Annotated in this window: 15 protein-coding genes; 5 read left to right on the top strand and 10 right to left on the bottom strand. The window is 44.3% G+C overall.

The window, feature by feature from the left end:
* Nucleotides 1–41: 41 nt before the first annotated feature.
* The 9 genes from M3M36_RS04645 to gap form a co-directional block, all read right to left on the bottom strand.
* Nucleotides 42–770 carry a beta-ketoacyl-ACP reductase gene (locus M3M36_RS04645; protein ID WP_252773440.1) on the bottom strand — a complete coding sequence of 243 codons (729 nt, stop codon included), beginning with the start codon at nucleotides 768–770 and terminating at the stop codon, nucleotides 42–44.
* Nucleotides 771–775: 5 nt separating this feature from the next.
* Nucleotides 776–1,717, bottom strand: coding sequence for an ACP S-malonyltransferase (locus M3M36_RS04640; RefSeq protein ID WP_252773439.1), 942 nt, complete (start codon nucleotides 1,715–1,717; stop codon nucleotides 776–778).
* A gap of 12 nt (nucleotides 1,718–1,729) precedes the next feature.
* A complete protein-coding gene (locus M3M36_RS04635; protein ID WP_252773438.1) occupies nucleotides 1,730–2,695 on the bottom strand; it encodes a DUF561 domain-containing protein in 966 nt (321 codons plus the stop codon).
* A 57-nt stretch (nucleotides 2,696–2,752) separates the two neighbouring features.
* Entirely contained in the window at nucleotides 2,753–2,995 is a 243-nt protein-coding gene (locus M3M36_RS04630; RefSeq protein WP_047974605.1) for an acyl carrier protein, read from the bottom strand.
* 93 nt (nucleotides 2,996–3,088) lie between these two features.
* The gene (locus tag M3M36_RS04625; RefSeq protein WP_252773437.1) at nucleotides 3,089–4,063 is read right to left on the bottom strand and encodes a beta-ketoacyl-ACP synthase III; all 975 of its coding nucleotides are present in this window, start codon (nucleotides 4,061–4,063) and stop codon (nucleotides 3,089–3,091) included.
* 22 nt (nucleotides 4,064–4,085) lie between these two features.
* On the bottom strand, nucleotides 4,086–4,556 hold the full coding sequence (locus M3M36_RS04620) for a MarR family winged helix-turn-helix transcriptional regulator (RefSeq protein WP_168778818.1): 471 nt from the start codon (nucleotides 4,554–4,556) through the stop codon (nucleotides 4,086–4,088).
* Nucleotides 4,543–4,986, bottom strand: a complete 444-nt coding sequence (gene fabZ, locus M3M36_RS04615) for a 3-hydroxyacyl-ACP dehydratase FabZ (protein ID WP_252773436.1) — start codon at nucleotides 4,984–4,986, stop codon at nucleotides 4,543–4,545. The genes M3M36_RS04620 and fabZ overlap by 14 nt, the downstream gene beginning before the upstream one ends.
* Nucleotides 4,987–5,221: 235 nt before the next feature.
* On the bottom strand, nucleotides 5,222–6,034 hold the full coding sequence (locus M3M36_RS04610; protein WP_252773435.1) for a metallophosphoesterase: 813 nt from the start codon (nucleotides 6,032–6,034) through the stop codon (nucleotides 5,222–5,224).
* A 146-nt stretch (nucleotides 6,035–6,180) separates the two neighbouring features.
* Nucleotides 6,181–7,191 (bottom strand): type I glyceraldehyde-3-phosphate dehydrogenase, encoded by a 1,011-nt coding sequence (gene gap / locus M3M36_RS04605; protein WP_252773434.1) that lies wholly within the window; start codon nucleotides 7,189–7,191, stop codon nucleotides 6,181–6,183.
* A 213-nt stretch (nucleotides 7,192–7,404) separates the two neighbouring features.
* On the opposite strand from gap, the gene M3M36_RS04600 reads away from it, so the two are divergent.
* The 4 genes from M3M36_RS04600 to pyrE all read left to right on the top strand — a co-directional run bounded on the left by M3M36_RS04600 (nucleotide 7,405) and on the right by pyrE (nucleotide 11,107).
* The gene (locus M3M36_RS04600; protein ID WP_252774423.1) at nucleotides 7,405–7,896 is read left to right on the top strand and encodes an ECF transporter S component; all 492 of its coding nucleotides are present in this window, start codon (nucleotides 7,405–7,407) and stop codon (nucleotides 7,894–7,896) included.
* A gap of 266 nt (nucleotides 7,897–8,162) precedes the next feature.
* Nucleotides 8,163–9,497 carry a dihydrolipoyl dehydrogenase family protein gene (locus tag M3M36_RS04595; protein WP_252773433.1) on the top strand — a complete coding sequence of 445 codons (1,335 nt, stop codon included), beginning with the start codon at nucleotides 8,163–8,165 and terminating at the stop codon, nucleotides 9,495–9,497.
* A gap of 215 nt (nucleotides 9,498–9,712) precedes the next feature.
* Entirely contained in the window at nucleotides 9,713–10,426 is a 714-nt protein-coding gene (pyrF, locus tag M3M36_RS04590; RefSeq protein ID WP_252773432.1) for an orotidine-5'-phosphate decarboxylase, read from the top strand.
* A gap of 45 nt (nucleotides 10,427–10,471) precedes the next feature.
* Entirely contained in the window at nucleotides 10,472–11,107 is a 636-nt protein-coding gene (pyrE, locus tag M3M36_RS04585; protein ID WP_252773431.1) for an orotate phosphoribosyltransferase, read from the top strand.
* A gap of 116 nt (nucleotides 11,108–11,223) precedes the next feature.
* Here pyrE and metG read toward each other — a convergent pair whose 3' ends face one another.
* On the bottom strand, nucleotides 11,224–13,266 hold the full coding sequence (gene metG, locus M3M36_RS04580) for a methionine--tRNA ligase (protein WP_252773430.1): 2,043 nt from the start codon (nucleotides 13,264–13,266) through the stop codon (nucleotides 11,224–11,226).
* Nucleotides 13,267–13,638: 372 nt separating this feature from the next.
* On the opposite strand from metG, the gene M3M36_RS04575 reads away from it, so the two are divergent.
* Nucleotides 13,639–14,430: a transporter substrate-binding domain-containing protein gene (locus tag M3M36_RS04575; protein WP_252773429.1), complete on the top strand. Its 792-nt coding sequence runs from the start codon at nucleotides 13,639–13,641 to the stop codon at nucleotides 14,428–14,430.
* The last annotated feature ends 16 nt before the right edge of the window (nucleotides 14,431–14,446 follow it).

The raw sequence follows: 14,446 nt of genomic DNA, 5'->3' as shown, positions 1-14,446 counted from the left end.
GCTTCCTTTCTAATCTAAGTAACTAAAATGAACGATGATTATTAAATATACAGGCCACCGTCAACGGTAATTGTTTGTCCTGTCATGTAGTCGTTGCCGGCTAAGAATAGCGCAACATCAGCCACATCATCAATTGAACCAAACCGCGACAAAGGAATCTCATTCAAGATGGCTTCACGTGCCTTGTCTGACAAGGCATCCGTCATATCTGAAACGATCATCCCAGGGGCAATGGCGTTTACGCGGATATTGCGCTTCGCCCCTTCCTTAGCCAGAGACTTTGTCAAGCCAATAATTCCAGCCTTTGAGGCGGCATAATTGGCCTGACCAACATTCCCCATCTGACCAACAACAGAAGCCATGTTCAAAATCACACCATGCTTTTGTCGAATCATCTTCTTGAAAACTGGCTGCGTGACGTTGAACGTTCCATTCAAGTTTGTATTCACAACTTGGGCAAAATCAGCTGGGCTCATGCCCATTACTAACTGATCCTTGGTAATCCCGGCGTTGTTCACCAAGATATCAATGCCTTCAAAACCTTCCTGCTTGTACAAGTCTTTGAAAGTTTCTTCAACTGTTTTGGCATCAGCAACGTCGAATTGCAAAGTCATCGGTTTTTGCTTGAAAGAGTTAATCACCTCTTCTTTAATAGCAGAACGGCCATGCAAGATAACACGAGCACCCGCATTGTCAAAGGCGTGGGCAACGGCTAAGCCGATTCCTCGTGATGACCCAGTTACCAACACGGTTTGATTAGTAAAGTCCATGGATTTTATCCTTTCTCTGCGTTAATAGCATCAACGACTTTTTGGTAGGAAGCAAAGTCCGTCACCGTATATTTGATAACGTCCTTTGGCGCGATTTTCTTTGCAAATTTTACGAGAGTAGCAGCAGGACCAATTTCAACCAAGGTATCAACCCCAGCGTTTACCATTTCCTGCAAGCACTGTGCAAAGTAGGTTGGTGAAATAATCTGCTTGGTCAAGGTATCCTTGACTGTCTCAGGTGTAAAGGCTTGCTTCGTCGTGTTGGAATACACAGGATAAGTACCGGCACCAAATTTTTCTTCTGAAAAGCGCGTCGCCATCTTTTCAGAAGCTTCGTTCAGCAATGGCGTGTGGAAAGCACCAACAACTGGTAATTCGACTTTCTTTTTCACACCGGCTTCTGTCAATGCCTCAACGGCCTGGTCAACATCGGCTTTAACACCGCCGATAACCAATTGTGAAAAGGTATTAAAATTAGCTGGGTAAACTTTTAGGCCTTTTTTTTGCAAGCCTTCAACAACTGCAACAATCATGTCTTGGTTATCATCCAAAACCGCAACCATCTTGCCAGGGTTCTTGTCGCCGACCTCTTGCATGTATTGACCACGGTCTCTAACCAGGACAATTGCCTGCTCAAAGGTCAAAATGCCATTGGCCACCAAGGCAGGATATTCACCTAACGAAAGACCCAAACCAGCAACCACATCCGTCAATCCGGCATCCTTTAAAGAAGCGGCTAAAGCCGCATCCATGGCAACAATAGCTGGTTGGGCGTACTGCGTTTGCCGAATCTTTTCCTCATCTTGGTCTAACTCATTTAAGTCATACCCCAAGATGGCAGAAGCCTTATCGATATAAGCCTTGTAACCAGGCAAGTTTTCATAAAGGTCTGTCCCCATGCCCGCTTGTTGTGATCCCTGCCCGTTGAATAGCAGTCCTACTTTCATTTGCAACCTCGCTTATTTTGCCTTGTTTTCAATGCCCATGATGTCCGTTGCTTGTGCCCAAATTTCAGCCAAAATTTCAGCAACAGGCTTTTCATCATTAACCATTCCTGAAATTTGACCGGCCATGAAGGCGCCACCGCTCTTATCACCATCGACAACCGCGGCACGCAAGGTCCCTGATTCTAGCTTTTCAACCGTTTCATAATCAGGTTCTGGCTTCCCAATTTCTTCCACTTCACGCTTCACGTATTCCTTGGCCATCTTGTTCTTCAAGACACGGACTCGTGAACCAACAATGTTACCAGTGATAATTGTGTCAATATCACGGGCCTTCAAAACCTTCGCCTTATAGTTTGGATGAACTTCAGATTCAGCAGCTGTCAAGAAACGAGTTCCCATTTGAACGCCTGAAGCCCCCAAGGCAAAGGCAGCGGCAACACCACGGCCATCACCAATTCCACCAGCGGCGATAACGGGGATATCAACAGCATCAACAACTTGTGGCACCAAAGCCATCGTTGTCATTTGGCCGATGTGACCACCCGATTCCATTCCTTCAGCAACCACGGCATCAACACCCTTACGTTGCATCATCTTGGCCATTGAAACGGATGGTACAACAGGGATAACCGTTACGCCCGCGGCATGCAGTTCTTCTAAAAATGGCGATGGATCACCGGCACCGGTTGCAACAACCTTAACACCTTCTTCCAAAATCACATCAAAGACCTCACGAATGTGACGAGACATCAACATCACGTTGACTCCAAAAGGCTTGTCCGTCAATTCCTTGGCGCGACGAACTTCGCGGCGAACCTCATCACCATGCCAGTAACCAGTTCCGATGAAACCAAGCCCACCAGCTTCAGATACAGCGGCAGCTAAAGCACCTGTTCCAGCCCAAGTCATCCCACCTTCAACGATTGGGTACTTCAGCCCTAATTTATCAAAAATGGGGTTGTCAATTTTAAATGTCATAATCTCTGCCTCTTTATTTTATCTATTGTATGTATGCGGTTAAAAACCGCTTGATGCTTACTTCTTGTCAAGTTGGTCCTTGATCTTGTTAACCAAGTCTTGAACAGTCTTAACTTCTTCAGTTTCTTCCAACTTGATGTCAAAGTCGTCTTCGACACGGTTCAAAACTTCGAACAAGTCCAATGAATCAGCATCGATGTCATCAGTCATGTTAGTCGTCAATGACACTTCTGAATCTTCCAAATCGAATTGGTCGATCAAAATTTCCTTAACCTTGTCAAAAATCTCTTCGTTAGTCATGAGCACGCTCTCCTATATAGATGTTCGTATTGCAATACGTTGGATTTTTACGGTGCAGCCTACTACACCGCAATCCTGATTTTTATTTGTTAATTAAAGTTGCCAAATTTGGACGCCAATCGCCAGGCCACCGCCAAAGCCGACAAAAGCAACCTTCATCCCTGGCTTTAGCTGGCCACTGCGACGCAATTCATCGAGCAAGATAGCCGTTGAACCGGCGGATGTGTTGCCATATTCTTCCATGTTCGTTGGGAACTTGTCCATTGGTTGGCCAAAATTCTTCGCCATGGATTCGACAATCCGCTTGTTTGCTTGATGGGTCAAGTAAAAGTCGACATCATCGGCTTCAGTTCCGGCCTTCTCCAAAGCTTTTTGCATCACCTTGGGTACTTCCCGTGTGGCAAATCCATAAACACTTCGACCATCCTGGTGGAAGTAAGGATCAAGTGGTGAAATTTCACCAGCAAAGGCATTCTTGTTGGCAAAGCGACCAGTCAAGATGGCCTGGCCACGGTCACCAAATGATTGCAATTCTTCTGCAATCAAACCAACAGGTTCGTCGGTTTTCTCAAGCAAAACGCCACCAGCACCATCGCCAAATAAGACAGAAACCGTCCGGTCCTTCCAGTCAACCAGCTTTGACAGCACTTCCGCTCCAATAAACATCCCCTTCTGGTAGCGACCAGAAGACAGAAAAGAAGAGGCAACAGACATGCCGTAAACAAAGCCTGAACATGCCGCATTTAAATCAAAAGCAAAAGCATTTGGAGCTTCAATATTTCCTTGAACAATCGCAGCAGTATGAGGAGAAAGGGCATCGGGTGACATTGTCCCCACGATAATGAAGTCCAAATCAGCAGCATCCCAGCCTGATTGTTCTAATAACTTTTTGGCAACACTAGTTGCCAAGTCTGATGTATTTTCAGTTGTCACAACATGGCGTTGGTGAATACCAGTCCGTGGGTAAATCCATTCATCACTGGTATCCATCAATCCTGTCAATTCATCATTTGTCACCACTCGTTCTGGCACTTGCATCGCCGTGGTAACAATCTTAATGTTTTCCATATTTTTTCACAATCCCGTTCGCCTAACTATCAATTAAGGCCTTCAAATAAGCTTGTAAGTTATGTACCGCGCGTTCCATCGCCAGGGCCTCTTCATTAGACATATCATCCAACAAAGCCTTAGTGACTTTAAAATGAAACGCTTGGTGCGCCCGGTATAAGATACGCCCTTGATGAGTCAAACCTAATTTTACCACTCGCTTATCTTCCTTTGATCGGCGACGTTCAACATATCCTTTATCAACTAAACGATCGATGGCCGTAGTCATCGCACTTGGACTAAGGTGAACAGCCTTGGCCACCTGCGAGGCAGTTTTTTCCTCATACATGGAGATAGCATAAATCGTGTGCACTTCTTTGACCGTCAAGGCCGAAAAAGGGCTTTGCTTGAGTTCGTACTCTTCGACCCAAACAACGTTGGCAAACATCTCCATCAAATCATGATTGATTTGCTTGACGTTGACCTGCTGGTTAGCCAGCTCAGTTTTGCTCATCAGGTGCCACCACGAACATTAATTCCGCGCTGGTTGCGACCTTATCATTAACCTTAGCCGTGACCGTAACGGTCCCCATGTTCTCTCGAACCTTACCAAATGTAGCATGTAGCTTCAAAACATCACCAGGAACAACCATCTTCTTGAACTTGGCATCATTGATACCCGTCATATAGGCTGTCTTGCCCTTAAATTGGGGTGATGACAAAATCAAAATTGACGCTGCTTGCGCCAATGATTCAATAATTAGCACGCCGGGCATTACTGGGTTACCGGGAAAATGGCCTTGGAAGAATTGCTCGTTAATCGTCACGTTTTTCACAGCAACGATTGATTCATCAGGAACCATTTCTTCAACGTAGTCCATATAGATGATTGGGTAACGGTTTGGAATGAGGTCCATAATTTCAGTCGTAGTCAGTACTGGCATCAGGTTTCCTTTCTTAATGGCCGAGAATGGCCCTAGTTAACTTCAATTCACAATAAAAACAGTCTAACAGTTAATACTTCGATAGTCAAACTATTAACATTTGTTCAACTAATTTTAACACTTTCTTCTTATGTTAATAATTGTTAATAATTAAAAATCTACCTTCCGCCTGGCTGCTATTTAATGGCTTAGATTGATATAGACAAAATTAGAAAAAATAAATTCTTTCACAAGTTCAAACATCGAGAATAACTAAGCGGTTGCGCCACTCCGTCATAAAGTCGTGGCTAAACCATTCCTTGACTCGACGAGTCCGATAACCAACCGAGGCATTATAAAAGGTAGTCTGCTGAATCGGCAATGCCTGAACATGCAGGTGCAAATGACCAGAAATGGCAACCTGAACTTGATTGGCCACCGCTAAATCACCGACAGCCTGACTACCTAAAAAAGATCTCAATACATCAAGCCGTTTCCTCCGAAACGGTATTTGATCAATAAAGGCTTGTTCTTGAGCAAAATGGTTAATTAAGATTGGCTTTTTCCCCATTTTTTTTGCTTCTTTGATATCTTGGTCCATCTGAGTTAGGTTAATGGCCAACCGTTCTGGATCGGTCATTGGTTGTTCAATTCGCCGGTCATACCAAAATTCACGCTTAAAACGAGTGATTTCTTCAATACTATGCTGATTTTGATCAAAACTATAATCATACCAACCATTATTGCCAATCAAGCGGGCCGAACCAATATCCAGCGTTTTATGATGGAAATAAAGGTCATCCACCGAACTTTCTAGTTCCTGGTAACTGACCCCCGCCCCCATTTCGTGGTTACCAGCCAAAAAACGGACCGCAGTCGCCGACCCTAACCGCTTTTGCAGGTCGTGGGCAAAGTCTAATGTCTTATCAAAACGATTAAACAGGTCGCCAGCAATAATATAAACAGCAATTTGATGTTTTTGAAGGTAGACAGTTTGCTGTTCAAGCGCCCACTCTGTTTCAACCTTATTTAAATCCAAATGATTATCTGACGAAATAGCAACTTGCATCTTTGTCCTCGTGTTCTTTTTCTTCGTATAAACCAGTCTACCACGAGAGAACAAACAAGTTCGATTACCAGAAACCGATTTTGTGGTAATCAGTCAAAAAGAACACAAAAAAAGAACGCCGTAGCGTTCCTCCTTTATATAAATGATTATACGTTTGCAAAGTGCAACAAAGTACGGATCATGTTTGAAGTGAAACCATATTCGTTGTCGTACCATGAAACAGTCTTAACCAATTGCTTGTCACCGGCTTCGACGATTTGCGTTTGAGTAGCATCAAAAGTAGCACCATGAGTGTCACCAATGATGTCTGATGAAACGATTTCATCTTCGTTGTAGCCAAATGAGTCAGATGAAGCTGCCTTCATCGCTGCATTGATTTCGTCTGCTGAAACCTTCTTTGACAAAACAGAAGTCAATTCAGTAACAGAACCATCAACAACGGCAACACGTTGTGCGTGACCGTCAACCTTACCCTTCAATTCAGGAACAACAAGGCCGATCGCCTTAGCAGCACCAGTTGAGTGAGGGATTGTGTTTACTGAAGCAGTACGGTTTGAACGGAACTTCTTTGACTTAGGACCATCCAAAATCATTTGAGTTGAAGTAAAGGCGTGGATAGTAGTCATCGTTGCCACTTCAACACCAAATTGGTCTTGCAATACACGAGCCATTGGAGCCAATGACTGTGTAGTACATGAACCAGCTGAAACAATCTTGTCGTCAGTCTTCAAGATGTCTTGGTTTACACCATAAACAACAGTTGGCACGTCACCAGCTGGAGCTGAGATCAAAACCTTCTTAGCACCTGCATCCAAGTGGGCTTGTGACTTTTCGGCTGAAGTGTAGAAACCAGTAGCTTCCAATACATATTCAACGCCATCATTCTTAACCCAAGGAATGTTCTTTGCATCGCGTTCTGCGTAGACAGTGTAGTGCTTACCGTTAACCACGATACCAGTTTCATCAGCAGAAACTTCAGCATCCAAAGTTCCATGAGTTGAGTCATACTTCAACAAGTATGCCAACATTGATGGGCTAGTCAAATCGTTGATGGCTGCAACCTCAACATCAGCTGCTGAGTCGCCAAGTTCCAAAATACGACGGAATGCCAAACGACCAATCCGACCAAATCCATTAATACCAATCTTCACAGTCATGTGTGTAGACCTCCAATTAATTTTTTGACTTATGTCAACAAGGACATTATAACACAAAGGCCAGAAACCAGTGCAAGTCTTCACTAGAAATTGTTTGGAAAATTAACCATACCATTTTCTGACTTTGTTGGATAACTGAAAAGAAACTTTTATTTTATTCATTATAATCCTTGCTATAATATTCCTATTATTTGAAGATATGGAGAGATAATGATGAATAAATACTTTACTACCAAGACCATCACGACTTTGGCCGTGATCACTGCTTTGAACCTCGCCCTTTCTTACGTGGTCCGCATTCCAACGCCAGGTGGCTACGTCAACTTAGTAGAAGCTGGAATTTTCTTAGTCGCACTGTTGGGTAGTGCACGCTCTGGGATGATTGTCGGTGGTTTATCCGGTTTACTCTTAGATCTTTTGGCCGGTTATGCTGCTTGGGCCCCCTTCTCTTTGATTATTCACGGTTTGGAAGGTTACTTAGCCGGATTAATTGGCGCTAAAAAATCAGTCATGAGCCAAACAATTGCTGTACTTGTGGCTTCACTTGTGATGGTTGTGGGCTACTTCTTTGCCACCGCCTTCCTTTCTCACAGCTGGGCGACCGGCTTTGCTTCAATTATTGGTAACATTGCTCAATGTGCCTTTGGTCTAGTCATCGCCCTCGTGGTTCGTCCCGCTTTGTCAAAGCGGGTGTCCTTAAACTAACTAAACCAAAATCACGGAGTAACAATATAAAAAGCCTTGACCAACATAGGCATAAGCCAAAGATTAGGATAATAAAACTTTGGGGTCATCTGCCAGTGTTGGTTGTGGCTTTTTCTTTATAATCATCTTTACAGGGGCTTTTTATTTGTTTAGATAATAGGCCAAAAATGTAAATAAAATGACAATTTGGTATAGTTTAAATTTCACTTCTAAAAGAAACTGTGCGATAATCATATTAAGCTTTCAAATTAGGAGGAATCTAGAAAATGGCAGCATATGATTATGACGTTTTATACCTTGGAGCCGGCCATGGGGCCTTTGATGGCGCACCGCTTTTGGCCCAAGCCGGTAAGAAAGTCGCCTTTGTCGAAAAAGAAAAGGTCGGCGGCACCTGCCCAAACTGGGGTTGTAACGCCAAGGTTATCCTAGAAAATGCAACTTCCTTACAACGTGAACTTCGCGCTTCAAACGGCATTGTCTCAGGTAGCGGTGATATTGATTGGGCCAAGAACATGGCCCGTAAAAAGGAAATTATCGCCATCTTCCCAAACGCTATCCAAAGTGGCATGGAAGGACTTGGCATCAAGTTCTACTTTGGTGCCGGTCACTTAGCGGATGCTCACACCGTCAAGGTCGGTGACCAAACCGTTACGGCCGAAAATATCGTGATTGCCACTGGTATGCACTCTAACCGCCTGAACATCCCTGGCGCCGAGTACCTACACGATTCAAAGGACTTCTTGTCATTAGACCAAGCCCCCGACAAGATGGTCATCATTGGGGCTGGTTATATTGGACTGGAAACAGCCGCAATGATGAATGCCGCCGGTGTTGATGTAACGGTTATTCTGCGTTCCGACCGCGCTTTGCCAGCATTCAACCAGCGCTATAGCGATGCTTTAGTTAAAGCACTTGAAAAACAAGGGATTACATTCGTTAAGAATAGTCAGACCGAAAGTGTCGAACAAGTGACTTCTGGCTTTGCAGTCAAGACATCAACCGGTACCTATGAAGCCGATTACATCATGGATGCTACCGGTCGAATTCCAAACACAGCTGACCTGGGCTTGGAAGACTTAGGAATTGAATTCGACAAGGCCGGTATTGTAGTCAACGAATACCTCCAAACAGCCGTTCCAAATATTTACGCTACTGGTGACGTGGTAAAAAAGAATCAGCCAAAGTTGACACCAACAGCAACCTTCGAATCCCAATATGTTGCCAAGCATCTCTTAGGTCAAGACGACCAAGCCATTAATTATCCAGCTGTTGGTACAACGGTCTTTACAACACCCCGTTTAGCCCAGACTGGCGTAACACTCGATGAAGCTGCCGCTCACCCTGACCAATATGATGTCGTTGAAAAGGACGTCATGGATGATTGGTACCGAATGGTCGACTATGAAAAGGAAGGCCACCTTTCATTGATTTATGACAAGGAAAAGCACTTAGTGGGTGCAATCGAAATTTCAGAACACGCAGAAGACATTATCAACGCTCTCTTGCCTGCCATTGAATTTGCCTATACGCCAGAACAACTGAGTCGCTTGGTTACAATTTTCCCAACGATTGGTTACTCTGCCATCGGCGACCTCCTTTAAATTAGAACTGCTTTTCAAGCCCTAAGGAAACACTCCTTGGGGCTTTTTTAAAATAAATTTGTCGAAAGTCAACAGATAGTTTATACTTTCATTAGTCATTAATTGGTTCAGAGAAGCCAGATGATTAACTTACATTTAATTTTTAACACAATAAGACTATTCTCTGAACTTTTTTAGGGAATAGTCTTTTTTCTTGCCCATGAAGGAGAGTAACAATGGAAAAGCCACTAATGATTGCCTTGGACTTTGACGACTTAGCCGCCGTCACAGTCTTTTTAGATCACTTTCCGGATCCCAGCCAATTAACCGTCAAAGTCGGGATGGAGCTCTTCTACCAAGCTGGACCTGCCATTATTACTGATTTAAAAAAGCGCGGTTGCCTGATTTTCTTAGACTTGAAGCTTTTTGATATTCCCAATACCGTCCGACAAGCTATGGCCCAAATCGGTCGTCTCGGTGTTGACTACGTCACCGTCCACTCGCTAGGCGGATCTTTAATGTTGCAAGCTGCCAAGGAAGGTCTGGAAATCGGGGCAGCAAAAACTAGCGTCAACACGCCCGCCCTCCTAGCGGTAACAGAGCTAACTTCTATTTCCGACGAAGTTCTCAAAAACGAACAGCACGCAGCTCTATCAATGCAAGACCAGGTCTTGGCCTTAGCCCAAATGGCCGAGCAGGCCGGATGTGATGGTGTTATCTGTTCCGCCTTAGAGTTAACGACTCTAAACGCCCACTTACGACCCGATTTTCTCTTTGTTGTACCTGGCATTCGCATGCAAGCAGACCAAACCGGTGACCAAGTTCGGGTCGCCAGTCCCGACCAGGCAGCTGCAGATGGTGCCAAGGCAATCGTTGTTGGTCGGCCAATTACCAAGGCAAGTGACCCAGTTGCCGCCTGGCAGCGCTACCAGAGTGCTTGGCAAGGCTGACTTCGACCAATAAACACATTAAAAGTAACATGAAAGGTTTTATCCATGACAGTTTTAACAGAAACAATCCTCCAAGACTTAATTGATCACAAGATCGTCCAATTAAAGGTTGACGACACCTTTACCTTCGCCTCTGGCATCCAGTCTCCCATCTACACCGACCTGCGCCAAACAATTTCTTATCCCAAAACACGGCACGCCATTACCAGGGCATTAGCTGGATTAATTCAGGAACAATACCCAGAAGTATCGGTGATTGCTGGTGTTGCCACCGCCGGCATCCCCCAAGCAGCCTTAGTTGCCGCCGAGTTGAATTTACCGATGGTTTACGTTCGTTCCAAGCCAAAAGACCATGGCACTGGCCGTCAGGTCGAGGGTGTCATCCAAGCAAATGACCAAGTTGTCTTGATTGATGACCTAATTTCAACCGGTGGGTCTGTTCTTGGGGCTGCAAATGCCGTCAAAAATGCAGGCTTCAACGTAGCCGGTGTCGTGTCAATTTTTTCATATGGTTTCCCAGATGCTGACAAGAACTTCCAAGAGGCTGGCTTTGATTTCGCCCCACTCTTAACTTATACCGGTCTCATTCAATTGCTAGCCGACCAACAAGTTATTAATGGCGAAGACCATGCCCGCCTAGCCAAGTGGCACCAGGACCCCTGGGCTTGGCCGTTAAAGTAAGGTTTTGATTGCGCGGTGGCTAAGATTTCATTACCACTAACATTTCCCCAAACAAGTCTTTCTTCAGCCACATGAAAAAAGGCGGTTGCTCGCGCAACCGCCTTTTTTACTGATTTTTATTCAATGCCTGAACCAGGTTCAATGACTTCTGGCAAAATCGTAACGGTTACAATACCGTTTTTTTCAGCAGAAAGGATCATTCCTTCTGATAGTTCACCAGCCATCTTTCGTGGTGCCATATTGGCCACAATTGCTACCGTCTTGCCTAACAAAACTTCAGGTTCCGGATACCATTGACGAATTCCCGACAAGATTTGCCGAGGCTTGTCAGAACCATCATCTAAAGTGAACTTAATCAGCTTCTTTGACTTTTCCACAAATTCAGCAGCAGTAATCTTAGCTGCTAAAATTTCGACTTTATCAAAGTCGTCGTACTCAATCAAATCCTTATGTTTTATTTCTTCGCTCACTTCTTGCTCCCTTGCGCCCTGCTTAGCTGCTTCCTTGACGGCCCGGCCTTTACCCTTAGTATCTTTTGAAACCAATGAGGCAATGTAGGCCACCTCTTTTTCCACATCCAAACGAGGGAAGATTGGCTCACCCTTGGCAACTACCCGCGTACCTGAAGGTACTTGATCGATGGCAAGACCAACTAATGAAACGCCCTTTTCGGGGTAGTCTAATCCAAGTTGGGCGAACATTTGTCGTGGCGCATCTGTCATGACCGGTTGCAGCATCGCTGCAACAGCACGGAGTGCTCCAGCCAAGTGAGCCAAAACAGATTGCAAAGTTGCTTTCGCAGCTTCATCTTCCCCAGCCTTCTTGGCCAAAACCCAAGGTTCCGTTTCATCGATATACTTGTTGGCTCGACGAACAACACCCCAAACAGCTTCTAAGGCGTCCGCTGTATGAACAGAGGCCAAGTGCTGGTTATATTCTGTAATCTGCTTTTCAACAACCAAATCCAAGTCTTCATCAAAATCAGTCTTGCCGGTTGTAAATGCTGGAATGACGCCATCTTCATACTTATTAATCATGGCGACTGTTCGATTCAAGAGATTTCCCAAATCGTTGGCCAAATCAAAGTTCACGCGTGACACAAAGTCCTCCGGTGAAAAGACACCGTCATTGCCAAATGGCATTGAGCGCAACAAATAGTAACGAACAGCATCCAAGCCATAACGGGCCGTTAAATCTTCAGGGTAAATCACATTTCCCTTGGACTTAGACATCTTGCCATCCTTCATCACGAGCCAACCGTGACCAATGATTTCCTTTGGTAACTCCAAACCAAGGGCATGCAACATGATTGGCCAGTAAATAATATGGAAACGAACAATTTCCTTTCCGACTAATTGCACATTAGCTGGCCAAAACTTCTGCAAAAGTGAATCATCAGCTGAATCGTAACCCAAAGCAGTAATATAGTTAGCTAAGGCATCAATCCAAACATAAATGACGTGACGTTCATCGCCTGGGACAGGCACACCCCAGTTAGAAGAAGTCCGCGTCACGGCCAAGTCTTCCAAGCCCGGCAAAATGAAGTTTTGCAACATTTCATTCATTCGTGCATGTGGTTGGACGAAATCAGGATGTGACTGATAGTAATCAACCAACCAGTCAGCATACTTAGACATTTTGAAGAAGTATGATTCTTCTTGGATCTTTTCAACTTCATGACCAGAAGGCGCCTTACCACCAATCATCTTACCGTTTTCGTCACGGTACACCTCAGCCAATTGTGATTCCGTGAAATACTCTTCATCGGAAACAGAATACCAACCTTCATATTGCCCCTTGTAGATGTCACCTCGGTCCAATAATTGCTGGAAAATCTTCTGAACTGCTTTTTCGTGTCCTTCATCAGTCGTTCGAATAAACTTATCATATGAAATGCCCATCAATGACCACAGGTCCTTGATATCCTTAATCATCTTGTCCAAGTATTCAATTTCGCTTGTACCGGCTTCGTTCGCCTTCTTTTGAATCTTTTCACCGTGTTCATCGGTCCCAGTCAAAAAGAAGACGTCTTCATCCAAAAGACGATGGTAACGAGCAGCGGCATCCGCCAAAACTGTCGTATAAGTATTTCCCAGTTGTAACTTTCCTGATGGATAGTAAATTGGGGTTGTGATATAAAATGTTTTCTTGTCTGACATATGAGTCCTTTCTGGTCAAATGATGACCGATACCATGCTTTCATTATAGCAAAAGCCGGCTAGCCAAACTAGGTGGGGGAACCAGCATGTGAGCAGACTTTTCCAGTAAACCAATTTTGTCTTTTTTGGTGAAATCGGTTCAATTCTGTTGACAAACTTTTCTTGTCCCGTTACACTGATAAAAAGAAATCGGAGAAGATTAATGTTAGCTAAAAGCTTAACTAACAACCCAAACATGACTGTGGTAAAGTGTTATTTACCGCTTTTTTAGGGTGAGTTTATCTGATTTACAGACGTAAAAACCGCCCTTGGTGTACACTAGGGGCGGTTTTATTTTGCACTGTTTTACCTATTTTGAGGAGAAGAAGTAAGATGAATAAGAAAGTTTTGATTTTACTGGCCGGTCTGATCGTGGTCATCGGTGGCATCTTTGGTTTTGCCCAGCTAAGTCAACCAAAAAAAGATGAGACCATCAAACAAGGAACCTTAACCGTTGGTCTCGAAGGAACCTACGCACCATTTTCTTACCATGATGATTCTGGTAAACTGGTTGGCTACGAAGTTGACATGGCCAAAGCCATTGGTAAAAAGTTAAACATGAAGGTCACTTTTGTTCAAACAAAGTGGGATTCTCTCATCGCTGGTCTTGGTTCAGACCGCTATGATGCCGTGATTAACAACATCGGCATTCGTCCCGACCGCGAAAAGAATTATCGAATGTCAGAGCCTTACCTTTACTCAAAATCAGTCTTGATCAAGCGTACTGGTGAAACTGATTTGAACTCATTGGCTGACATCAAGGGTAAGACGATGGCCCAGTCATTGACATCAAACTATGGTCAAGTTGCCCAACAAAAAGGTGCCAACATCAAGGCCGTTGCCGGTATCGTTGAAGCCATGAACTTGATTACTACCAACCGTGCCGATGGCTCCTTGAATGACCAAGGTGCCTTTGCCGCTTGGAAGAAAGCTAATCCAGATGCTGATTTGACCACAGTTGATATCTCAAAGGATATTCAATCGGTACCAACCGGTGTTTTGATGAACAAGAAGAATGCCGCTTTGCAAAAGGACATGAACAAAGCCATTTCCGAGTTAAAGAAGGACGGTACCTTGACAAAGCTTTCTAAGAAATACTTTGGCATGGACTTGAGCCACGACTAATTAATAAAAGTAAAGA

The organism is Fructobacillus americanaquae (genome assembly GCF_024029775.1).
GTDB lineage: Bacteria > Bacillota > Bacilli > Lactobacillales > Lactobacillaceae > Fructobacillus > Fructobacillus americanaquae.
This window is presented reverse-complemented; position numbering and strand designations above follow the sequence as displayed.

What these genes read in the sequence shown, in the direction of transcription:
- M3M36_RS04640 (WP_252773439.1), bottom strand. Translation starts at nt 1,717, where the DNA reads ATGAAAGTAGGACTGCTATTCAACGGGCAGGGATCACAACAAGCGGGC.
- pyrE (WP_252773431.1), top strand. Translation starts at nt 10,472, where the DNA reads ATGACAGTTTTAACAGAAACAATCCTCCAAGACTTAATTGATCACAAG.
- M3M36_RS04595 (WP_252773433.1), top strand. Translation starts at nt 8,163, where the DNA reads ATGGCAGCATATGATTATGACGTTTTATACCTTGGAGCCGGCCATGGG.
- M3M36_RS04625 (WP_252773437.1), bottom strand. Translation starts at nt 4,063, where the DNA reads ATGGAAAACATTAAGATTGTTACCACGGCGATGCAAGTGCCAGAACGA.
- M3M36_RS04635 (WP_252773438.1), bottom strand. Translation starts at nt 2,695, where the DNA reads ATGACATTTAAAATTGACAACCCCATTTTTGATAAATTAGGGCTGAAG.
- M3M36_RS04645 (WP_252773440.1), bottom strand. Translation starts at nt 770, where the DNA reads ATGGACTTTACTAATCAAACCGTGTTGGTAACTGGGTCATCACGAGGA.
- gap (WP_252773434.1), bottom strand. Translation starts at nt 7,191, where the DNA reads ATGACTGTGAAGATTGGTATTAATGGATTTGGTCGGATTGGTCGTTTG.
- M3M36_RS04575 (WP_252773429.1), top strand. Translation starts at nt 13,639, where the DNA reads ATGAATAAGAAAGTTTTGATTTTACTGGCCGGTCTGATCGTGGTCATC.
- fabZ (WP_252773436.1), bottom strand. Translation starts at nt 4,986, where the DNA reads ATGCCAGTACTGACTACGACTGAAATTATGGACCTCATTCCAAACCGT.
- M3M36_RS04600 (WP_252774423.1), top strand. Translation starts at nt 7,405, where the DNA reads ATGAATAAATACTTTACTACCAAGACCATCACGACTTTGGCCGTGATC.
- M3M36_RS04620 (WP_168778818.1), bottom strand. Translation starts at nt 4,556, where the DNA reads ATGAGCAAAACTGAGCTGGCTAACCAGCAGGTCAACGTCAAGCAAATC.
- pyrF (WP_252773432.1), top strand. Translation starts at nt 9,713, where the DNA reads ATGGAAAAGCCACTAATGATTGCCTTGGACTTTGACGACTTAGCCGCC.
- metG (WP_252773430.1), bottom strand. Translation starts at nt 13,266, where the DNA reads ATGTCAGACAAGAAAACATTTTATATCACAACCCCAATTTACTATCCA.
- M3M36_RS04610 (WP_252773435.1), bottom strand. Translation starts at nt 6,034, where the DNA reads ATGCAAGTTGCTATTTCGTCAGATAATCATTTGGATTTAAATAAGGTT.
- M3M36_RS04630 (WP_047974605.1), bottom strand. Translation starts at nt 2,995, where the DNA reads ATGACTAACGAAGAGATTTTTGACAAGGTTAAGGAAATTTTGATCGAC.